The 16,768-nt window shown below is 53.0% G+C and carries 16 protein-coding genes; 4 read left to right on the top strand and 12 right to left on the bottom strand.

Annotated features, from left to right (window positions below):
* Window positions 1–45 precede the first annotated feature (45 nt).
* The 9 genes from IPI29_13665 to IPI29_13625 all read right to left on the bottom strand — a co-directional run bounded on the left by IPI29_13665 (window position 46) and on the right by IPI29_13625 (window position 8,666).
* The gene (locus tag IPI29_13665; GenBank protein MBK7413596.1) at window positions 46–666 is read right to left on the bottom strand and encodes a TRIC cation channel family protein; all 621 of its coding nucleotides are present in this window, start codon (window positions 664–666) and stop codon (window positions 46–48) included.
* Complete coding sequence (locus IPI29_13660; GenBank protein ID MBK7413595.1) at window positions 666–1,061, bottom strand: RidA family protein; 396 nt, start codon at window positions 1,059–1,061, stop codon at window positions 666–668. Before IPI29_13660 ends, IPI29_13665 begins: the two co-directional genes overlap by 1 nt.
* Before the next feature lie 36 nt (window positions 1,062–1,097).
* Window positions 1,098–2,159, bottom strand: coding sequence for a 4Fe-4S binding protein (locus IPI29_13655; GenBank protein ID MBK7413594.1), 1,062 nt, complete (start codon window positions 2,157–2,159; stop codon window positions 1,098–1,100).
* A 29-nt stretch (window positions 2,160–2,188) separates the two neighbouring features.
* Complete coding sequence (locus tag IPI29_13650) at window positions 2,189–3,418, bottom strand: FAD-dependent oxidoreductase (GenBank protein MBK7413593.1); 1,230 nt, start codon at window positions 3,416–3,418, stop codon at window positions 2,189–2,191.
* 18 nt (window positions 3,419–3,436) lie between these two features.
* Window positions 3,437–4,699 carry a T9SS type A sorting domain-containing protein gene (locus IPI29_13645; protein ID MBK7413592.1) on the bottom strand — a complete coding sequence of 421 codons (1,263 nt, stop codon included), beginning with the start codon at window positions 4,697–4,699 and terminating at the stop codon, window positions 3,437–3,439.
* A gap of 140 nt (window positions 4,700–4,839) precedes the next feature.
* The gene (locus tag IPI29_13640; GenBank protein ID MBK7413591.1) at window positions 4,840–5,736 is read right to left on the bottom strand and encodes a hypothetical protein; all 897 of its coding nucleotides are present in this window, start codon (window positions 5,734–5,736) and stop codon (window positions 4,840–4,842) included.
* A 47-nt stretch (window positions 5,737–5,783) separates the two neighbouring features.
* Window positions 5,784–7,274, bottom strand: a complete 1,491-nt coding sequence (locus tag IPI29_13635) for a TIGR04282 family arsenosugar biosynthesis glycosyltransferase (protein ID MBK7413590.1) — start codon at window positions 7,272–7,274, stop codon at window positions 5,784–5,786.
* A complete protein-coding gene (gene arsS / locus IPI29_13630; protein ID MBK7413589.1) occupies window positions 7,274–8,329 on the bottom strand; it encodes an arsenosugar biosynthesis radical SAM protein ArsS in 1,056 nt (351 codons plus the stop codon). The genes IPI29_13635 and arsS overlap by 1 nt, the downstream gene beginning before the upstream one ends.
* Before the next feature lie 4 nt (window positions 8,330–8,333).
* Entirely contained in the window at window positions 8,334–8,666 is a 333-nt protein-coding gene (locus IPI29_13625) for a carboxymuconolactone decarboxylase family protein (GenBank protein ID MBK7413588.1), read from the bottom strand.
* 167 nt (window positions 8,667–8,833) lie between these two features.
* Here IPI29_13625 and IPI29_13620 point away from each other — a divergent pair, with 167 nt between their 5' ends.
* From IPI29_13620 to IPI29_13610, 3 genes are read left to right on the top strand one after another with little or no spacing between them, the layout of a single operon-like run.
* Window positions 8,834–10,411: a DUF1800 domain-containing protein gene (locus tag IPI29_13620; protein MBK7413587.1), complete on the top strand. Its 1,578-nt coding sequence runs from the start codon at window positions 8,834–8,836 to the stop codon at window positions 10,409–10,411.
* 10 nt (window positions 10,412–10,421) lie between these two features.
* Entirely contained in the window at window positions 10,422–11,996 is a 1,575-nt protein-coding gene (locus IPI29_13615; protein ID MBK7413586.1) for a DUF1501 domain-containing protein, read from the top strand.
* Window positions 11,997–12,037: 41 nt separating this feature from the next.
* Window positions 12,038–13,537, top strand: a complete 1,500-nt coding sequence (locus IPI29_13610) for an OmpA family protein (protein MBK7413585.1) — start codon at window positions 12,038–12,040, stop codon at window positions 13,535–13,537.
* Here the strand turns inward: IPI29_13610 and IPI29_13605 are convergent, their stop codons facing one another.
* Genes IPI29_13605 through IPI29_13595 form a run of 3 tightly spaced genes read right to left on the bottom strand, consistent with a single transcriptional unit; the run spans window position 13,538 to window position 15,869 of the window.
* Entirely contained in the window at window positions 13,538–14,053 is a 516-nt protein-coding gene (locus tag IPI29_13605; GenBank protein MBK7413584.1) for a hypothetical protein, read from the bottom strand.
* The gene (locus tag IPI29_13600) at window positions 14,047–14,988 is read right to left on the bottom strand and encodes a cation transporter (protein MBK7413583.1); all 942 of its coding nucleotides are present in this window, start codon (window positions 14,986–14,988) and stop codon (window positions 14,047–14,049) included. The genes IPI29_13605 and IPI29_13600 overlap by 7 nt, the downstream gene beginning before the upstream one ends.
* Window positions 14,988–15,869, bottom strand: a complete 882-nt coding sequence (locus tag IPI29_13595) for a phosphatidate cytidylyltransferase (protein ID MBK7413582.1) — start codon at window positions 15,867–15,869, stop codon at window positions 14,988–14,990. The genes IPI29_13600 and IPI29_13595 overlap by 1 nt, the downstream gene beginning before the upstream one ends.
* A gap of 28 nt (window positions 15,870–15,897) precedes the next feature.
* On the opposite strand from IPI29_13595, the gene IPI29_13590 reads away from it, so the two are divergent.
* Window positions 15,898–16,764, top strand: coding sequence for a hypothetical protein (locus IPI29_13590; protein MBK7413581.1), 867 nt, complete (start codon window positions 15,898–15,900; stop codon window positions 16,762–16,764).
* Window positions 16,765–16,768: the final 4 nt, after the last annotated feature.

Raw genomic sequence — 16,768 nt, 5'->3', positions numbered from 1 at the left:
CCTTCTGCAAGCGCCTTCTGCAAGCGCCTTCTCTAAGCGCCTTCTCTAAGCGAGCGTTTTGGTTTTCCAGCCGAAGCGGAGGGCGAGCATTCGGATCGTAACAGTGACTCCGATGCTGGTGGCAGCGGCGATGTCTGCGTCCACGGAGAGAATTCTTGAGAGAGTTACGAAGCATGTCACGCCTACAATGGCAGCAACAGCATAGAAGGTTCCGGGACGAAAGACTTCGGGCTCGTTTCGAACGATGATATCGCGCAGGATGCCTCCCCCTATCGCATTGAGGACTCCAACGAAGATCGCACCGAGAAGTCCGAGGCCGAAGCTCATACTTTTCTGGGCACCATACACGCCATAGAGTCCGATGGAGAGCGCATCTACTACATCGATCATGCGCTGCAAACGTGGGACCTTCTTGTATAGAACAAGACCTACAACGGCCGCTCCCCAGGCCATGGCAGTATACATCGGATCGCGAAGGGCTACCTGCGGCCCGGCTTGAAGGAGGATGTCGCGCAACAAGCCCCCTCCCACACTTACGATCAACGAGATCATCAACACACCAACAACGTCATAGCCACGCATGATGGCAAACCGAGTGCCTACCAACGCATGGAGGAACGTAGCAGTGAGATCCCACCAAACGGGGAGTGAAAAGGTATCGATCATTATACGCTGCGATCTGGATCGATGATGGCAGATGCTTCGATCTCAACAAGGAGCTTGTCGTTGATAAGTGCACTTACAACGACAAGGGTTGCCACCGGTCGGATATCCATGAAGACCTCTCCATGGGCTCGGAGAACGTCGTCGATCACATTGGATGTTGTGACGTACATCCGTGTTCGTACAACATCACGCATCGATGATCCTGCTTGCTCGAGTGCTGTTTGGATCTTCGCGAAGATGAAACGTGATTGTTCATACGCGTTGCCTTCTCCAACGAGCTGGTCTCCGTCGACAGCAGTTGTGCCTGCAACTTCGATCATGTTGCCAACACGCACGGCTCTACTATAGCCAACAATGGATTCCCATGGGGCGCCGGAGGAGATGTTTGTTCTCATTGTGTTAATCTGCTAATGTGCTAATGTGCTAGTGTGCTAACGGTTTTCGAGTTTGAGGACGCCGCGGGGGCAGACGGTGGCGCAGACGCCGCAGCCGACGCAGGAGGCGCGTTTGATGTCTTCGCCTCGTTGGGCGTAGGCGCGTACGTCGATGCCCATCTCGCAATAGGTGCTGCAGTTTCCGCACGAGATACACTGCGAGCCGTTGGTTGTGATGCGAAAGCGCGAGGCGTATTTCTGGAGGATCCCGAGAACGGCGGCCATTGGGCATCCGAACCGACACCACACACGAGATCCAAGCAGCGGATAGAAGCCAACTCCGATCACGCCTGAGAAGACCGACCCGATCAGAAACCCATACACACGATTAGCCCCCTGAGCAAAGGAGGCAAGGGGCGATGTGGGATCGACATTAGCCCACCATAGCAGTCCAGTGATCGCAATAACGGAAGCAAGGACGGAATGCACCATCCACCGTTCGATCTTCCAGGCTGCGAGTGTCTTGTTGCTGTTCTGCCTAAACGGATCGCCCGCTGTCTCGGCCAATGCGCCACATCCGCACACCCAGGAACAATACCAACGTTTGCCATAGAAGTAGGTGAGCACAGGAGTAGCAATCACCGTCATGGCGATCGTCCAGAATCCCATGAACATGAGCAGTCCGTCATTGCTTTGCACGAGCGCTGTAATGCTCGACGGGAAGAGGTACTCAGGTTTGAGTGGCCAGAAGTAGCTGAAGTAGAATTCCTTGCTGCCGATCCTCATCAGCAAAGCCGGTATGAGATACGACAGCATGAGCTGCACTGCCATCAAGGTCAACGTGCGATAGATGTGATAGCGTTGTGTGCGATACCGGATCAGCATACGGATACCCATCACGATCACCGCTACTGTATAGACCGTCCCATACAGGAACCAGTGGTCCGCTGCACTTCCGCGCAGGACATTCGACAGCGGGTCGAGAAGACTGAAAAGGGGCTTCAGCGGCTCCGGGAACCAATACACGAGAACATAGAATCCGGTGAAGAGTAAGGCCAGGAAATAGGCTGGCAATCCCCGATGTTTCCATTTCGACCACATGGTTCCATGGTTGCGCATGGAATCCGGCACGGTCAATTGCACGAGACTCATATCGTGACCTTTCGTGAGAATTCCGGATCGAAGATGGCGCTTTGTATCTCCTTTGTTGCCACCGCAGCAGACTGGCCTTCCAGTATCCACCGCTCACACACGTCCTGACGAAGTCTGATACCAATGGCATGGATGCCAATGACCGTTCCGTGGTTGTGGGCGATGCGAAGACAGCGTTCGCTCGCAGCGTCTCGCCAGAAGACGGATGTTGCATCCGTAGAAGCAGCCGGCACTGTACCGTAGATCTGCCATTCGAGATCGAAGAACTTTGCTGAGTTGAAGTAGATGCCTCTCGTATAGGCTCCATCACCTTGTGTGATCACACGTGCGAGGTGTTCACCATGTGCACGGGCTGTATACCACAGTTGTTCAACTCCATGGTCGAACTCCGCACAGTCGCCAATGGCATAGATGTTTGGTACCGACGTTTCAAATCGATCAGTAACGAGGATGCCTCGTGATACCGCGATGCCGGACATTTGCGCTAGATCGATCCGTGGCTTTACGCCTGTAGCGAGGACCACAAGATCAGCACGGATGCTCTCACCAGAAGATGTAACCACATGATCAACTCGTGCAGCATTGTCGCCCGCAACGATTCTCTCGAGATTGGTTCCACAGCGGAGATCAACACCACTACGTGCGATATGCTCCGTGACCATCTCCGATTCGTCGGCCGGAAAGACCTTGCGATAGAACGTACTTTCACGAACCAGCATTGACACGTGAAGTCCTCGCGAGTGCAGCACTTCTGCCGCTTCGATCCCGATAAGTCCGCCCCCTACTACCACAGCATTTCGGGCTCCAACAAGATTCCGTTCCAGAAGATCGAGGTCGTGCTTACTCACATAGCCCTGCACACCCGGAAGATGTTCTCCATGCCAGTTGTACCAAGCCGGCTGCGAACCCGTGGCGAAGATGATGATGTCTGCATCAATGGAAGAACCGGACTGAAGCTCAACAGAATGAAACGGCCCTTCGGCATGTCCGATCGACGTCACAGCATCATGTAACAGCTCAATGCGATTCTTCTTCCAGAACCCATCTTCATACGGCTTCGTTTGATCAAGCGTCATGTGCCCCATCGACACATACATCATGGCCGGACGAGAGAAATGATATGGGGCTTCATCCGACACCACGATGATCTCATGGTCAGAAAGCTTTCTCAGGTGACGTGCAGCCGTGATGCCGGCTACCCCATTGCCGATGATGACGATGCGCATGAGCGCAATGTACGAGAGTTACGGATTGCAGATCATCAACATAGCGCTCATTACAGCATTGTTAACTCGAGCCATCACCACATACATTCCCGCTGGCAGCATTGACGTATCAAGTGTTGCACCTGAACGTGGCACATCCAACACCTTACCAAGTATGTCAACAACATTAACAGTAGCGATTTCTGCTCCGCCCGTTTCTACGCGAACGCTCCCCGTTGCCGGGTTGGGAAGTAGCCGCAGTGTCGGTAAGGGGGATGCCGCGATCGAATGTTCGTCAACAGACACAGGCAAATCAAAACGGAGGATCAGTCCGCTATCACCAACGGCGAAAACCCTGGAGCCCCCTGCAACACAGATGGAATTAATAGACCTGCCACTAGAAGGCACGTTGTCGTTCTTCCACGTGATCCCACCATCCGTTGTTGAGTAGATGTTGCCTGCGGCATCTCCGATAAAACCGCGGAGGGAATCTGCGAAGGCGATGGTGTTTACATCATACCAGAATATATACTCGGGCATTTGCCAAGTCTGCCCGCCATCATTTGTTCGAAGTACGTGCGGCCTCCATGGGGGGCTTGGGCTCTGTGGCGGATCTAAAGGGCCAGCAATGATCCCTACACTCTCGCTGAAGAAATGAATGGCACGGATACCATTAGGAGCACCTCCGAACGGTGGCAGATGGTTGATAATATGTCTCCACGTTATACCACCATCAGTCGTCTTCATTAGAGCGCCGACCATGTACTCCGAGAAGAATCCACCAGCGTAGGCAATACGTTCACTAAGGGCAAAGACACTCAAGGGATCGCTAAACGGCAGTGGTACGGCTTCACCAACGTTCCACGAGGAGCCACCATTCGTAGTAAACTCAAGAACGCTACCTAGTATACAGCCGTAGGTTGTTGAAGAGAAACTTACATCCACCGTGCTTCCAAAAAGGCCAGTCTCACCCTGTTTGTAAATACTATCCCACGTTTCACCTGCATCAATTGTACGGTATATCGCCTCACCTACGGCAAATGCTACCTGACTTTGTTTAGCCGCGCTTATAGACCACACACTATTTGATACAGGCACTGATGTCCAACGCAAACCACCATCAACTGTTCGAAGGATCTCCCTTCCTGCAGCAACAAAGCCTATATCCTTATTAAGGAAGCTTGAGGCTGACAGCTTATTGGTTTGATTAATTGGAAGCACTACCCATTGCGCCACCACTCGAGTAGTCGTCAAATGAAAACAACAATAGAGAATGGCCATAGCTACTATATATGATCTCATGGCAGCCTTACGAATGCAAATGATTTTAGTCCATGATCGAATCGTACAACGCAGTAGTACACTCCATTAGGTAGTGTATTTACCATGACCGTTTGTTGTGTTTCAATGTCCTTCTTGAGCATACACGTGTTTTGAATAAACTATCTAGCAATAGACACCGGCACAACAGACACTCTAGTCCCGCGAACGATTCTCACAAAGTACGCACCCGAGGGCAATGTCCTCGTTACCTGTGATATGATATCAACATTGTCAATTTGCAAACCCTCATGGCGCGACATTACAGCTCCACTAACATTGACCACCAAAACAGTTGCCGGACCGGAAGCCACGAACGTTTCTTCTTGTACATCAGTAGCCATCTGCGCAATCACTTGGGAGGCCTGAAGAGACTTCTTTGTTGCTGGATCTTGAATGGAAACCACTGCGCGCACTTTCGAGATGTCCCAGAGTTCTTGTCGCGCAATTGCAATACGTCCCGTTGCAACATTATCAGTGTTGAAATCAAGAGGATTGCCAGCTACCGGCGTTAGCAGAACACGCATGGAACCGTCATGCTCAGACACGCCATTGCGTCCTTTGTAAGTAACATCTTCCACAAGTACGCCATATATGGTTGACATTCCATCCTGAGAGTTGCGCGTTGCCGTGTACGTAAGGACCAAAGAGTCTCCCGTGTACGTCAGAACTGGCACGATAGCATAGGCAGGAACAGACGCAATAAGACCATCAAGGACCGACGGCCATTGACTATACGATCCGGATTGGCGAACTCCATTAAAATACGTGGTAGGCGTACCCGACACCCCACCCAGCCATGTTGCGCGCAGCTTGGGCTCGGTTGTATTTGCCTGATAGATTGGATCGTCTAGGTACGTACTCCAGTGGTAGTAGACAACAATCACATTGGCGGCACGAGACGTACCACTAATCGACGTGTTCACTGCGTTATGCATTCCCGCACATGGAGAACAATGTGAGTTCGTGAATGCGTCCACCAACACTGTACTTGTTTGTGCACTTGCAAAGAAGGTCATGCAAAGGAATATGAAAAGGAGTTTTTGCATGAATCACCAGATGAGAATTAGATCTTGAACATTACACCTGCAAACACATTCACGCCACCATAGATGGCACGGGGAGTAGTGAACGCCGTTGAGACATCAACACTAAAGCTTAACACATTATTGAACTCATAGATCAGGCCAAGATCCCAGGCGTTGTACTCAACTCCCTCTCCAAGACCGTTGAACGTGAAGCGTCCGGACTTTGCTGTGCCTGCAGTAGCGAATCTGTAGAGGGCCAAGGTCACCCAGAGTTTGTCAAGGGGCTTATAGCCCCCTTTCAGAGACACACGATATTGATCTGTAAACTGACCGTTATCGAATTGTTTCGTGTAATCAGATACCGACAAGGCTCGTACGTTATATCCTGCATCGAAGCTGACAAATGCCTCGGTAGGCCAGAACGAGTGACTAACGCCGGTGTTGAGCCACATGTTGAGCTCTCCGTCTCCGGTTGGGAGATGGATGTCTTCCATGTTCCAGTTGGGTTCTCCAACGGAGATGATCACTCCGGATTCATCTCCTGTTGGGAGCTCCATGCCAACGCCGACACTTATCGGCCAGTCTCCACCAACGATACCATAGCGCACATCAAGGCCCATGTCTCCCAAGCCGCCTACGGTGCCGTAACTCTCAACGGTGGAAGAACGATAAAGTGGGACATTGAGTCCGATCATGAGATCCTTCACCAAACCATACTCTGCAAAGAGTCCAACACTCCACAGTGAATACTTGGGCGTGGTGGTCTTTACACCTTCAAGATCGTAGGCGCTTGTTGTTGAAAGCATCTGGTACGACACCTTACCAAAGATCTCTCCCTGTTTCCGGATCCATCCGCCATCGGCAAACAAGGGGGCTGAGCACAACACCACAACGAACAGCACAGTTATGATCGAACGCAATCGCTGCACGATCGATGTGTGACGCTCTTCTTCTGTTTCAAGCAAGAGAACATCGCCAACGGTATCAACGTCGATCATCGACGGGAGAAGTACCAGCTTCAGGTCGAGCTCATTACAACGTTCAATGGTCTGCAGAAGCACGTGTTCGCTGCTCCATGATATGCGATCGAAAAGGGTTGTGTTCATTACGTTGAAGCCGATGAGGTAATAGCCACCGTCAAGTGAGGGGCCTATGACAACATCGCTGGACTCCAATTGCGTAAATGAGTTACCAATCACGTGCGCGTCGAGGAACGGTGCGTCTGTGCCGATCACAACGCAAGAATCAAACGGCCCTGCATCGACGATCGCATTCACGATGCGCTCGCCCAATCCATCGCCGCGTTGTGCATATCGATGATAGTGCGTTGAAGGAAGAGCCCCTTCATCACCTTCTACACAAAGAAGGATCTCGCAGGGGGCTTCATGGATGTTTCCAAGAATATGCTGGAACATCGCTGTGTAGATCTCTAACGCCGACGCATCGCCGACCGTTGCGGCAAGGCGCGTCTTCACCTTCCCGAGCTCGGGGGCCTTGCACATGATGATGCAGATGTTTCGAGATGACATTACGTCAGTTGTCCGCCGCAGCTGGACCCGGCGCCGGCCGTACATCCATAACAATGCTGATCAATGACGATGGCTCGCGAATTGAGCTTTTCAACATCGAACGTTGAGATATGCTTGGAGGATGATGCTACAGGAAGCTCTAACATCTGATTGAAATCACAATCATAGAGCTGTCCGTCCCATCCCACAGAGATCGTATTCCTGCACATCACATTCAGCGCGGCTGCCGGGTTGAAGGCATTCACCAACGTCTCCATGTACTTACCATAGTTACCGCTGTCGATGAGGTATTCAAGGAAACGCGAGATCGGCATGTTGGTGATGCAGATCAGCGAATTGAACGCAACACCGTGCTTGTCTGAAAGCACACGTTTGAATTCTTTCTCAAGAGATGCTTGTGGACCAGGCAACAACGCACCCAACGGATTGTACACGAGATCCAACACGAGTCCAGAGCCCCTTACTCCATAGCCTTCGGCATTGAGCAGACGCATTGCTTCCATGGAGTCATCGAACACACCACCACCGCGCTGACGGTCCGTGTGTTTTGCGTCGTAGAACGGAAGCGATGATACTACGTGTACTCCGCGCTCAGCATAGAACTTCGGAAGATCTCGGTACTTCGGATTCGAAACGATGATGGTGAGATTACAGCGCACGATCACTTTACGACCCAGCGCATGGATCTCGTCCACAAACCACCGGAAGTCCGGATTCATCTCCGGAGCACCACCGGTGAGATCCACCGTGCCGATGTCCGTGCGCGCAAGGACGTCCAAACATTGATGCATGGTCTCGCGCGACATGATCTCCGTTCGGTCAGGCCCGGCATCAACGTGACAGTGTTTGCACGCCTGATTGCACATCTTCCCCACGTTCACCTGAAGTATCTCCGGTGATAGGGGGCGAAGTGGCATCAAACCGCTTGGTCTGAGCTTTTCAGCGAACGATGGGAGGTTCTCTACCGAATCGCCGTGATGCAGAACGTTGAGCTGGAACGCGGCGTTGGCGAGGTCGGCGCCGCGTCGATGTAAACTAGTGGTTGCTTGTGCCATTCGATTACATCGTCACTTCTTTGACCTTGTTCATCATCATCACGCCATGGACGAGGGACGCACCGCCGCGTATGGCTGCAGCCACGTGTACGGCCTCCATCATCATCTCCTCCGTGGCACCCTTCTGCAGACTGTCCGTGGAATAGGCGTCAATGCAATACGGGCACTGCACCGCATGGGCAACGGCCAGAGCGATGAGCGACTTCTCGCGTTGGGTCAAAGCCCCCTCTGCAAAGACATCGCCGTACCATGAGAAGAACTTTTCAGCCAGTGCAGGTTGGAATTCGGCGATCTCGCCGAATTTTCCAAGGTCTTTGGGGTCGTAGTAGGTAGACATGGTTACGGGGTTACGGGGTTACGGGGTTACGGGGTTACGGGGTTACGGGGGTAGGGGCGAGGCCTCGCCTCGCCCAACTCGTTGAATATAACGTGTTGTAACCAGTTCGTCGGGAGTGTATTCTTGAACCGATAACTCGAAAAATTCGTTCCGGGGAGAGGGAGACCATGGCGATACCTGTCTATGCCGGCCCGTGGGGCAGGGCTCAGGCTGCACATCTTGTGCGCCGAACAATGTTCGGTGCAACACCGACAGACATTTCCAATGCACTTGGCATGGGGCTTTCCGCCTCTGTTAACGTCTTATTGGGGACCACATCGCCCCCTACAGAGCCGATAGCGTACCTAAAGACGGGGGCTGTAGCTGAAGGTCTGCCCTGGACGGAGTCCACCTATGAATCCGGCGCAGAGAATGTGCGACTTGCCTTTCTGCAGACGTGGTGGATAGACCTGATGTTGAATCAGAACTTTTCGGTTCGCGAGAAGATGGTGTTGTTCTGGTCCAACCACTTCTCAACCGGTTCTCAGCAGGTGAAGGACGCACGGTATATGTACCGTCAGAACACTGTCCTGCGCGACCTAGCACTAGGAAGCGTGAAGGACCTTGTGCGCGAGATCACGTTCGATCCGGCCATGCTCCGCTACCTCAGCGGAAACACGAACACGAAGAAGTCGCCGAATGAGAACTACGGCAGAGAACTTCAAGAACTATTCACCATCGGGAAGGGTGTAGAGGTTGCTCCTGGCGACTACACCTATTACACCGAAGCCGACGTAAAGGCAGCTGCTCGGGTCCTCACGGGATGGTCGGACGTTCAGTCCGGCATCTCTGCGAAGTTCACAGCAGGCAATCACGATGTAGGTACCAAGACCTTCTCAGCACGCTACGGAGGCCGAACGATCACCGGACGCAACACGGAAACGGGCGCACGTCAGGAGATCGACGAGCTTATCACGATGATCTTCGATCAATCGGAGACCGCACGCGCGATCGTCCGCAAACTCTACCGATGGTTCGTTGACTACGTCATAACGGCTGAGACGGAACGAGATATCATTGAGCCCCTTGCCACTACTCTTCGATCGAATGACTTCGAGATCAAGCCGGTACTCTCAGAACTCCTGATGAGTGCACACTTCTTTGACAACGAGCGTATCGGATGCGCCATAAAGACACCGGCCGATCTTGTCATCGGCACGATCAGGTTGTTCCATGTGCCGGATATCTATCCGGATGATATGAAGCTCATGCACTGGGCCTATCGGACACTGCGCCGTACAATGGGTACAATGCAAATGGACATCCTTACACCACCCAATGTTGCGGGATGGCCTGCTTACCATCAAGCTCCAACGTTCCATGAGATGTGGGTGAACTCGGACACGTTGCAGAAACGTGTGAAGTTCACCAATGACCTGATGAAGGACGGCATCCAGCTCGATGAATCATACGAAAAGTCCTACGCCGATGTCTTCGTGATCAAGGACTGGCTGAGCGACCCACAAGACCCTGCAAAGCTGGTTGACGAACTCTCTGACATCCTCTTCCCTGTTGCAATTCTGCCCGAACAACGTCAGGCACTTGTCGACATCGTCTTGGAAGGTCAACCCTCCACCGCTTGGTCTACTGCATGGGCCCAATGGGAAGGGGCTCCGGATGACGAAGCACTGCGCGCTGTTGTGGAGTCACGTCTGCGCAACCTCTTAAAATTCATGTTGGCCATGGCCGAAAATCAAGTCTGTTGAGGAGCACCCAATGAAACGCAGAACCTTCTTACGAAACAGCGCCTCAGCAGCAGCACTACCCGTTCTTTTGAATGGACTTCCTGTAACAGCATTCGGTCGATCACCGCTCCTTGACGCACTCGATGCAGCACCGTGCGAAGATCGCGTGCTCGTACTCGTGCAGCTCAATGGCGGTAACGACGGACTCAACACGCTCATCCCGTTGGATCAATACGCAGAATACACTGCGGCACGTTCCAACATTGCGATCGAAGAGGCAAAGGTCTTGAAGTTGACCAATGAGGCCGGACTCCATCCGCAGATGACGGGGCTCTCGCAGATGTATCACAATGGCCTTGTACGTGTAGTGCAGGCCGTTGGATATCCAACGCCGAACTACTCGCACTTCCGATCAACGGACATCTGGCTTTCAGCCTCGGACTCAGAAGAAGTGATCAGCACGGGCTGGATGGGGAGATATCTCGAACACGCCTATCCCGGCTTCCCCCTTGGTTACCCCAATGCATCTATGCCTGATCCGCTTGCCATCCAAGTTGGATCCGTGATCTCTCCCGGACTTGAGGGCACAACGGCCAATATGGGCATGGCCTTCACCGATCCGAACTCCTACTTCAACATCACCAATCAGAACACACCTGTGGGAGTTGGTCGCAGAGCAGGTACCGAGTTGAGGTACATCCGTGATGTAGGTCAACAGATCGAGCGATTCGCAACCCCTGTCAAGAATGCAGCCGCACGGGCAAAGAACAAGTCGACACTCTACCCTGCGGCAAAGACAAATCTTGTTGCCGACCAACTCAAGATCGTTGCACAGCTTATCGCTGGTGGACTCAAGACACGCATCTACATCGTCAATCACAGCGGCTTTGATACACACTCGTATCAGACACAGGGTGGTCCGGGCAACCCGATTCCCCACGGCACCTTGCTCGAACAACTCAGCATTGCGATCAATGCCTTCCAAGACGATCTCAAGCTCCTTGGTGTGGAAGATCGCGTAGTAGGCATGACGTTCTCCGAATTCGGACGTCGTATAAAGTCTAACAGCTCCGGTGGAACTGACCACGGCGCTGCAGCACCTGTCTTCCTCTTCGGTTCCAACGTCAAGAACGGTGTACTTGGAAACAATCCAACTATTCCACAGAGCGTTACCACTGAAGACAACGTTCCGATGCAGTTCGACTTCCGCAGTGTCTATGCCACACTCTTGCGTGATTGGTTCTGTGTTGATCCGTCCACTGTGAACACCCTTCTCAACCGTGACTTCGGCAAACTCGATCTCATTGAGGGGGCTTCTACGACCTCAGTGATGGATCAGCTCGCCGATACCGGAAGCGCGTTGTTCATCGCACCTAATCCTGCAACGTCGTTCGTTTCGGTTGGATTCTCTGCACCGCAAGGCAGGGTGAGTATCGGACTCTTTGATGCAACCGGACGTCAGATCGCCACTGCCGGTGAGATCATGCATGACGGTACGGCTTCTTCCATTAGACTGGACGTATCCGCCCTTCCGTCCGGCAACTACTACGTCAGACTCCAACACATCTCCGGAGCAACGGTTCGCCCCTTGATCGTGCAGAGATAGCAAGATTCGGTCGAGACGGGGCCTCGACCCTACATTTGTGGATGAACACTTCCGTTGTCTGTCTCGCTTTGGTGATCTTCTCCCAGGTATTTCTCGTTGCTCAGACGGATAGAGGGGGCAATACCTGGTACTTCGGGAACATGGCCGGCCTCCGCTTTGAAAAGGATGGTCCGGTTGCCATAACGGATGGACAGATGAACACCGTTGAGGGCTGTGCTACGCTCAGCGATAAGAACGGTTCGTTGATGTTGTATACCGACGGCGTCACGGTCTGGGGTAGGGACCACAAGCCCCTTCCCAACGGCACCGGATTGAAGGGAAATGCCAGCAGCACACAAAGTGGCGTGATCGTGCCGGATCCCGCAGACTCCATGTTGTGTTATGTCTTCACCGTTGATGTGATGGGTGGCAAGGGTGGATTCTGCTACAGCAAGGTGGATCTCCGCAAGAACAATGGCATAGGCGAGGTCACAACAAAGAACGTTCCAATCCGAGCAGTTGTCACGGAGCGACTCACTGCAGTACGCCATCGAAACGGTCGCGACACCTGGCTCATCGTGCACGGCATCGGCGATGAGGCTTTCTATGCCTATCTACTCACTGCAGCAGGCATTGCAACGCAACCCACCGTATCGATGGTTGGGACCAAACATGATGGTGGCGAGGATGCAACGATCGGTGCATTGAAATCAAGCGCGGATGGTTCGCAGATAGCAGTTGCGATTAAATCAAAGAAGATCGTGGACCTCTTCGACTTCGACAATGCAACCGGTGTGCTAAAGAACCCGATCGTACTTGTTCCCGGCGACGATGGGCTTACCTATGGCATTGAATTCAGTCCGAGCGGCAGGTATCTCTACATCTCCACAGGCTCTGCAAAGAACATAATGCAGTATGATCTTCTCGCCGGATCAACAGAGTCCATACAACGCTCCGGGATCAAGATCGGTACAACCGAAACGTGGTGTGGTAGCCTGCAGTTGGGCCCTGACAGAAAGATCTACGTTAGCGGATTCGATCTCGACCATCTCTCCCGCATTGAGCAGCCGGATAGCGCCGGCACTGCCTGCACCTTCACTGTCAACGCCATTGTGTTGAAGTCCGGCAGGTCTCAACTCGGACTGCCAACCTTCAACCAGAGCTACTTCATTCAAGAGAATTTCGTCTCTGATGCAGGCACATTTACGGGCAAGGTTGAACGTGGCAAGACCTTCATCCTCACAAAGATCCTCTTCGAAAGCGGAAAGGCAGATCTTGAACCAACGTCGTTCACGGAACTCGATAACGTTGTCAAGGTACTTCGCACAAAACCCGAGCTTTCCATCATGCTCACGGGCAACACCGACAACGTTGGCAATAAGAGCGACAACCTCGATCTGTCACTTCGTCGCGCCAATGCCGTTCGTGACTACCTCATCAAAAAAGGCATCGCCGCCGATCGTCTTTCAACAAAGGGGCTCGGCATGGCCAGTCCGATCAGCACAAACTCTACCGAAGAAGGCCGCAGACTCAACCGCCGTGTAGAGATGAAAGTGTTGTAACTAGTAACTAGTAACTAGTCTCCCCACTACCACCAACCCCACACACGCTATCCCTACCGGCCATTCAACGAATGGCGTGGCTGCCATAAGCAGCGCCATGGCAATGGCTGTGTAGCCGCGAATACGGCCTGATGGGACGCGCAGGCTATTTGCTGCCATAGGGAGGGTGAGTCCGATGCAGGCTGCAGCAAGTCCGATCTGTTCTGTAACGAGCAACATCACTTGGAGTACAATGAGCGACACAAACAACTCGGGATCGATGATCTCGAGAATGAGTGTAGCGGTTAGGAGTGTGAACGCGCCGATCATCACCCAGCGAAGCAGGCGTGACCGAAGCACGTCGAAATAGCGCTCGGCGAGGGAACAAGCAAAGAACGTAGCCGGACCCGTCTTGAGGATCACATCACCCGCACGAAGCAGGTTCCCATTTCCCTCTCCGAGGAGCGAAAGAAGGAGCCCCGTGATGGCTGAAACCACGATCGCAAGGTACCAGGGATCGAGGATGCGCTTTAACATGCGCCACACTCGCCATCGGCATGGAGCTGATCGCTTTCGACTTGAACTGTTACGTGTTCGATGTTGAACTTCTCCTTCAACGTTGAGCGTACGTCTCGAACCACATCATCGGTTGGTCTCGACGAAACAACGTGTACGGTTGCGGTATTGTCGTTGAGAGTAAGCTGCCACACATGAACGTCATGGACATTCGTGATGCCGTTGATCGATGCGATGGCTGTCCGTACTTCCTCAGGATTGATGTTTTCGGGAGCGGATTCCATGAGGATCACACTCGACTCCTTAATAACCCGGATAGCCCCCTTCGAAATGAGTAGGGCGATGAGGATCGATATCACTGGATCTATCCATTCCCAATCCGTGATCGAGAGGATGATGGCAGCGATGATCACACCGCCGCTCGACATAAGATCCGTGATCACATGGAGGTAGGCGCTGCGAGTGGTGATGTGCTCTGAACGATGCAGATACATTGCGCTGATGGCGTTGGCGATGAAGCCAATGATGGCGATGGCAAGCATCGATTCTGCATGTACATGCGTATCTGCATCAATGAGCCGTCGAATAGCCTCAACGATGATATAGATGCATATGCCGATCAGGAGGAAGCCATTCGTAAGAGCGGCAAGGATCTCTATTCGACGCAGTCCGAACGTGTACTTGATATCGTGCTGGTCCCGAGCCTTTGCTGCAAGCCGCAGTCCGAAGAAGGCGATGAGCAAGGATGCAAGATCCACAAGCACATGGCCGGCATCGGAGAGAAGAGCAAGACTACCGGAGAAGATCCCACCTACCACCTGGGCAACAAAGACCGTGGCGGTCAACGCCATTGCTATTCGTAGGGGGCGAATGTCGCGGTGTTCATGGATATGACCATGACCGTGATGATGATCATGATCGCCATGTCCACCACCGGTGTGTACGTGAGCCAACATCAGGGAAGAAAGAGAGTGACAATATTCTTGTAATACACGATGATGATCATCACCGGTGCTGCAAAGAGCATGGAATCGAACCGATCGAATACTCCGCCGTGACCGGGAAGCAATCCGCCGGAGTCCTTCACCACTGCATCACGTTTCAACAATGACTCTGCGAGATCGCCCAACGGTCCAACAACCCCAACCATGGCACCGCAAGCCGCGGCAGCCGCGCTATCCAGCTCAGGCATGATCCACAACGCCATGCCGTAGAATGCGGCAGTGGAACCCACGAGGCCGCCAATAGCCCCTTCCCAAGACTTCTTTGGACTCACGCGTGGGAAGAGTTTGTGTTTGCCGATACTCATCCCAACGAAATACGCAACGCTATCAGCTGCCCAGATCGTGACGAAGAGCGTGGCCACTAGAGACGTACCGAGGTTGCCCCACTCACCGATAAACGAGTCATGGGTGGTCTGGCGCAACAGGAGTAAACACGATAACGCAAGTGTTATGAATGATACTCCGAACACCGTCAATGCCGTATTCAAAAGCGCATTCGGTTTGTTGCGGAACAGTTCCGTTGCGAGTGTGACGATGGTTCCAAGGACCATTAGAACAGCAACATCGATCGCAGCTCCAAGAGCTCCCTCCCCACCCGGATAGGTGAACACAGATTTTGCAACCAAGATCTGCATACCAACGCTCCAGGCCAGTCCCAGAGAAACATTAGGGGCTGCGTGTTTGGATTCTGCCAGACCATAGAGCTCACGCAGGGCAAGCGTCGTAAGAATGATCACCGCGCCGGCGTACAGCCAACCACCGATATATACGATCCCAATGGCCGAGGGAATTCCCACCAAGCCGACAAGAATTCGTTTTGTGAGGTTCGTCATGACGCGAAGCTACGTACTTTCGCATCCTATGACGGTGTACAATCTGCCAGAAGGGGAGACGTTCAACGTACTCCTCACCGGTGATACGGACTTCGTAGTGGAGTTCGCCGGGATCCTTGACCGACACGATGTGCCGTTCAATATTCTTCCGTCCATGGATGAAATGGACGAATTGGATGTTGAACTCGATCTTGTTGATCAACAGTTAGCCGATGCGGCACTAGATGCCGCCGAATACGGTCCGTTCGCAGACCGCGTTGTGGGAGACGTGCGTGGTAATGCCGGAAAGTACACGCACATCATCGACCTTTCAGTGTCGGCTCATTTCGACCGCAAGATCACCGTAGAAGTGGCCAGTTCGGTGAACCCGCGCGCAACGGTCATTGCCAGCGCTCTTACGAACACCGCAACAGAACTTGGCATGCTCGCCAACGTTGCAAATCGTATCGTTGGTGTGAGCCTTCTGCCGAGTATGATGACCACGAGTACGACGATCGATATGTCGGCCGGACTCAACACCGTAGACGTTCATGTTCAGCACGCACTCGCACTCCTTCACCGACTTGGATACACTGTTGAACGAGTGGAGGACCGTGTTGGGCTTGTGCAGATACGAGTATTGGCCATGCTTATCAACGAAGCAGCCTTCGCAGTGATGGAAGGGCTAGCTACGCCGGAGGATATCGACAAGGCCATGCAGTTGGGTGTGAACTATCCAAAGGGGCTCCTAGCTTGGGCAGATGAGATCGGCATTGGCGTTGTGACCCTCATCCTTGACGGACTCCGCAGAGAGTATGAGCAGGAACGTTACCGTCCATGTGTACTCCTCAAGCAGATGATGCGCGCCGGCTGGACCGGTAAGGCCGCAGGCAAGGGCTTCTTTACCTACGCCTGATCGA

It is taken from the genome of Ignavibacteria bacterium (genome assembly GCA_016707005.1).
Classification (GTDB): domain Bacteria; phylum Bacteroidota; class Ignavibacteria; order Kapaibacteriales; family Kapaibacteriaceae; genus UBA10438.
The sequence above is the reverse complement of the archived record's forward strand: the minus strand, read 5'-3'. Positions and strand labels throughout refer to the sequence as shown.

Bases quoted from the DNA above. Each gene is read 5' to 3' on its own strand.
- IPI29_13665 (MBK7413596.1), bottom strand. From the start codon at position 666: ATGATCGATACCTTTTCACTCCCCGTTTGGTGGGATCTCACTGCTACG.
- IPI29_13660 (MBK7413595.1), bottom strand. From the start codon at position 1,061: ATGAGAACAAACATCTCCTCCGGCGCCCCATGGGAATCCATTGTTGGC.
- IPI29_13655 (MBK7413594.1), bottom strand. From the start codon at position 2,159: ATGCGCAACCATGGAACCATGTGGTCGAAATGGAAACATCGGGGATTG.
- IPI29_13650 (MBK7413593.1), bottom strand. From the start codon at position 3,418: ATGCGCATCGTCATCATCGGCAATGGGGTAGCCGGCATCACGGCTGCA.
- IPI29_13645 (MBK7413592.1), bottom strand. From the start codon at position 4,699: ATGAGATCATATATAGTAGCTATGGCCATTCTCTATTGTTGTTTTCAT.
- IPI29_13640 (MBK7413591.1), bottom strand. From the start codon at position 5,736: ATGACCTTCTTTGCAAGTGCACAAACAAGTACAGTGTTGGTGGACGCA.
- IPI29_13635 (MBK7413590.1), bottom strand. From the start codon at position 7,274: ATGTCATCTCGAAACATCTGCATCATCATGTGCAAGGCCCCCGAGCTC.
- arsS (MBK7413589.1), bottom strand. From the start codon at position 8,329: ATGGCACAAGCAACCACTAGTTTACATCGACGCGGCGCCGACCTCGCC.
- IPI29_13625 (MBK7413588.1), bottom strand. From the start codon at position 8,666: ATGTCTACCTACTACGACCCCAAAGACCTTGGAAAATTCGGCGAGATC.
- IPI29_13620 (MBK7413587.1), top strand. From the start codon at position 8,834: ATGGCGATACCTGTCTATGCCGGCCCGTGGGGCAGGGCTCAGGCTGCA.
- IPI29_13615 (MBK7413586.1), top strand. From the start codon at position 10,422: ATGAAACGCAGAACCTTCTTACGAAACAGCGCCTCAGCAGCAGCACTA.
- IPI29_13610 (MBK7413585.1), top strand. From the start codon at position 12,038: ATGAACACTTCCGTTGTCTGTCTCGCTTTGGTGATCTTCTCCCAGGTA.
- IPI29_13605 (MBK7413584.1), bottom strand. From the start codon at position 14,053: ATGTTAAAGCGCATCCTCGATCCCTGGTACCTTGCGATCGTGGTTTCA.
- IPI29_13600 (MBK7413583.1), bottom strand. From the start codon at position 14,988: ATGTTGGCTCACGTACACACCGGTGGTGGACATGGCGATCATGATCAT.
- IPI29_13595 (MBK7413582.1), bottom strand. From the start codon at position 15,869: ATGACGAACCTCACAAAACGAATTCTTGTCGGCTTGGTGGGAATTCCC.
- IPI29_13590 (MBK7413581.1), top strand. From the start codon at position 15,898: ATGACGGTGTACAATCTGCCAGAAGGGGAGACGTTCAACGTACTCCTC.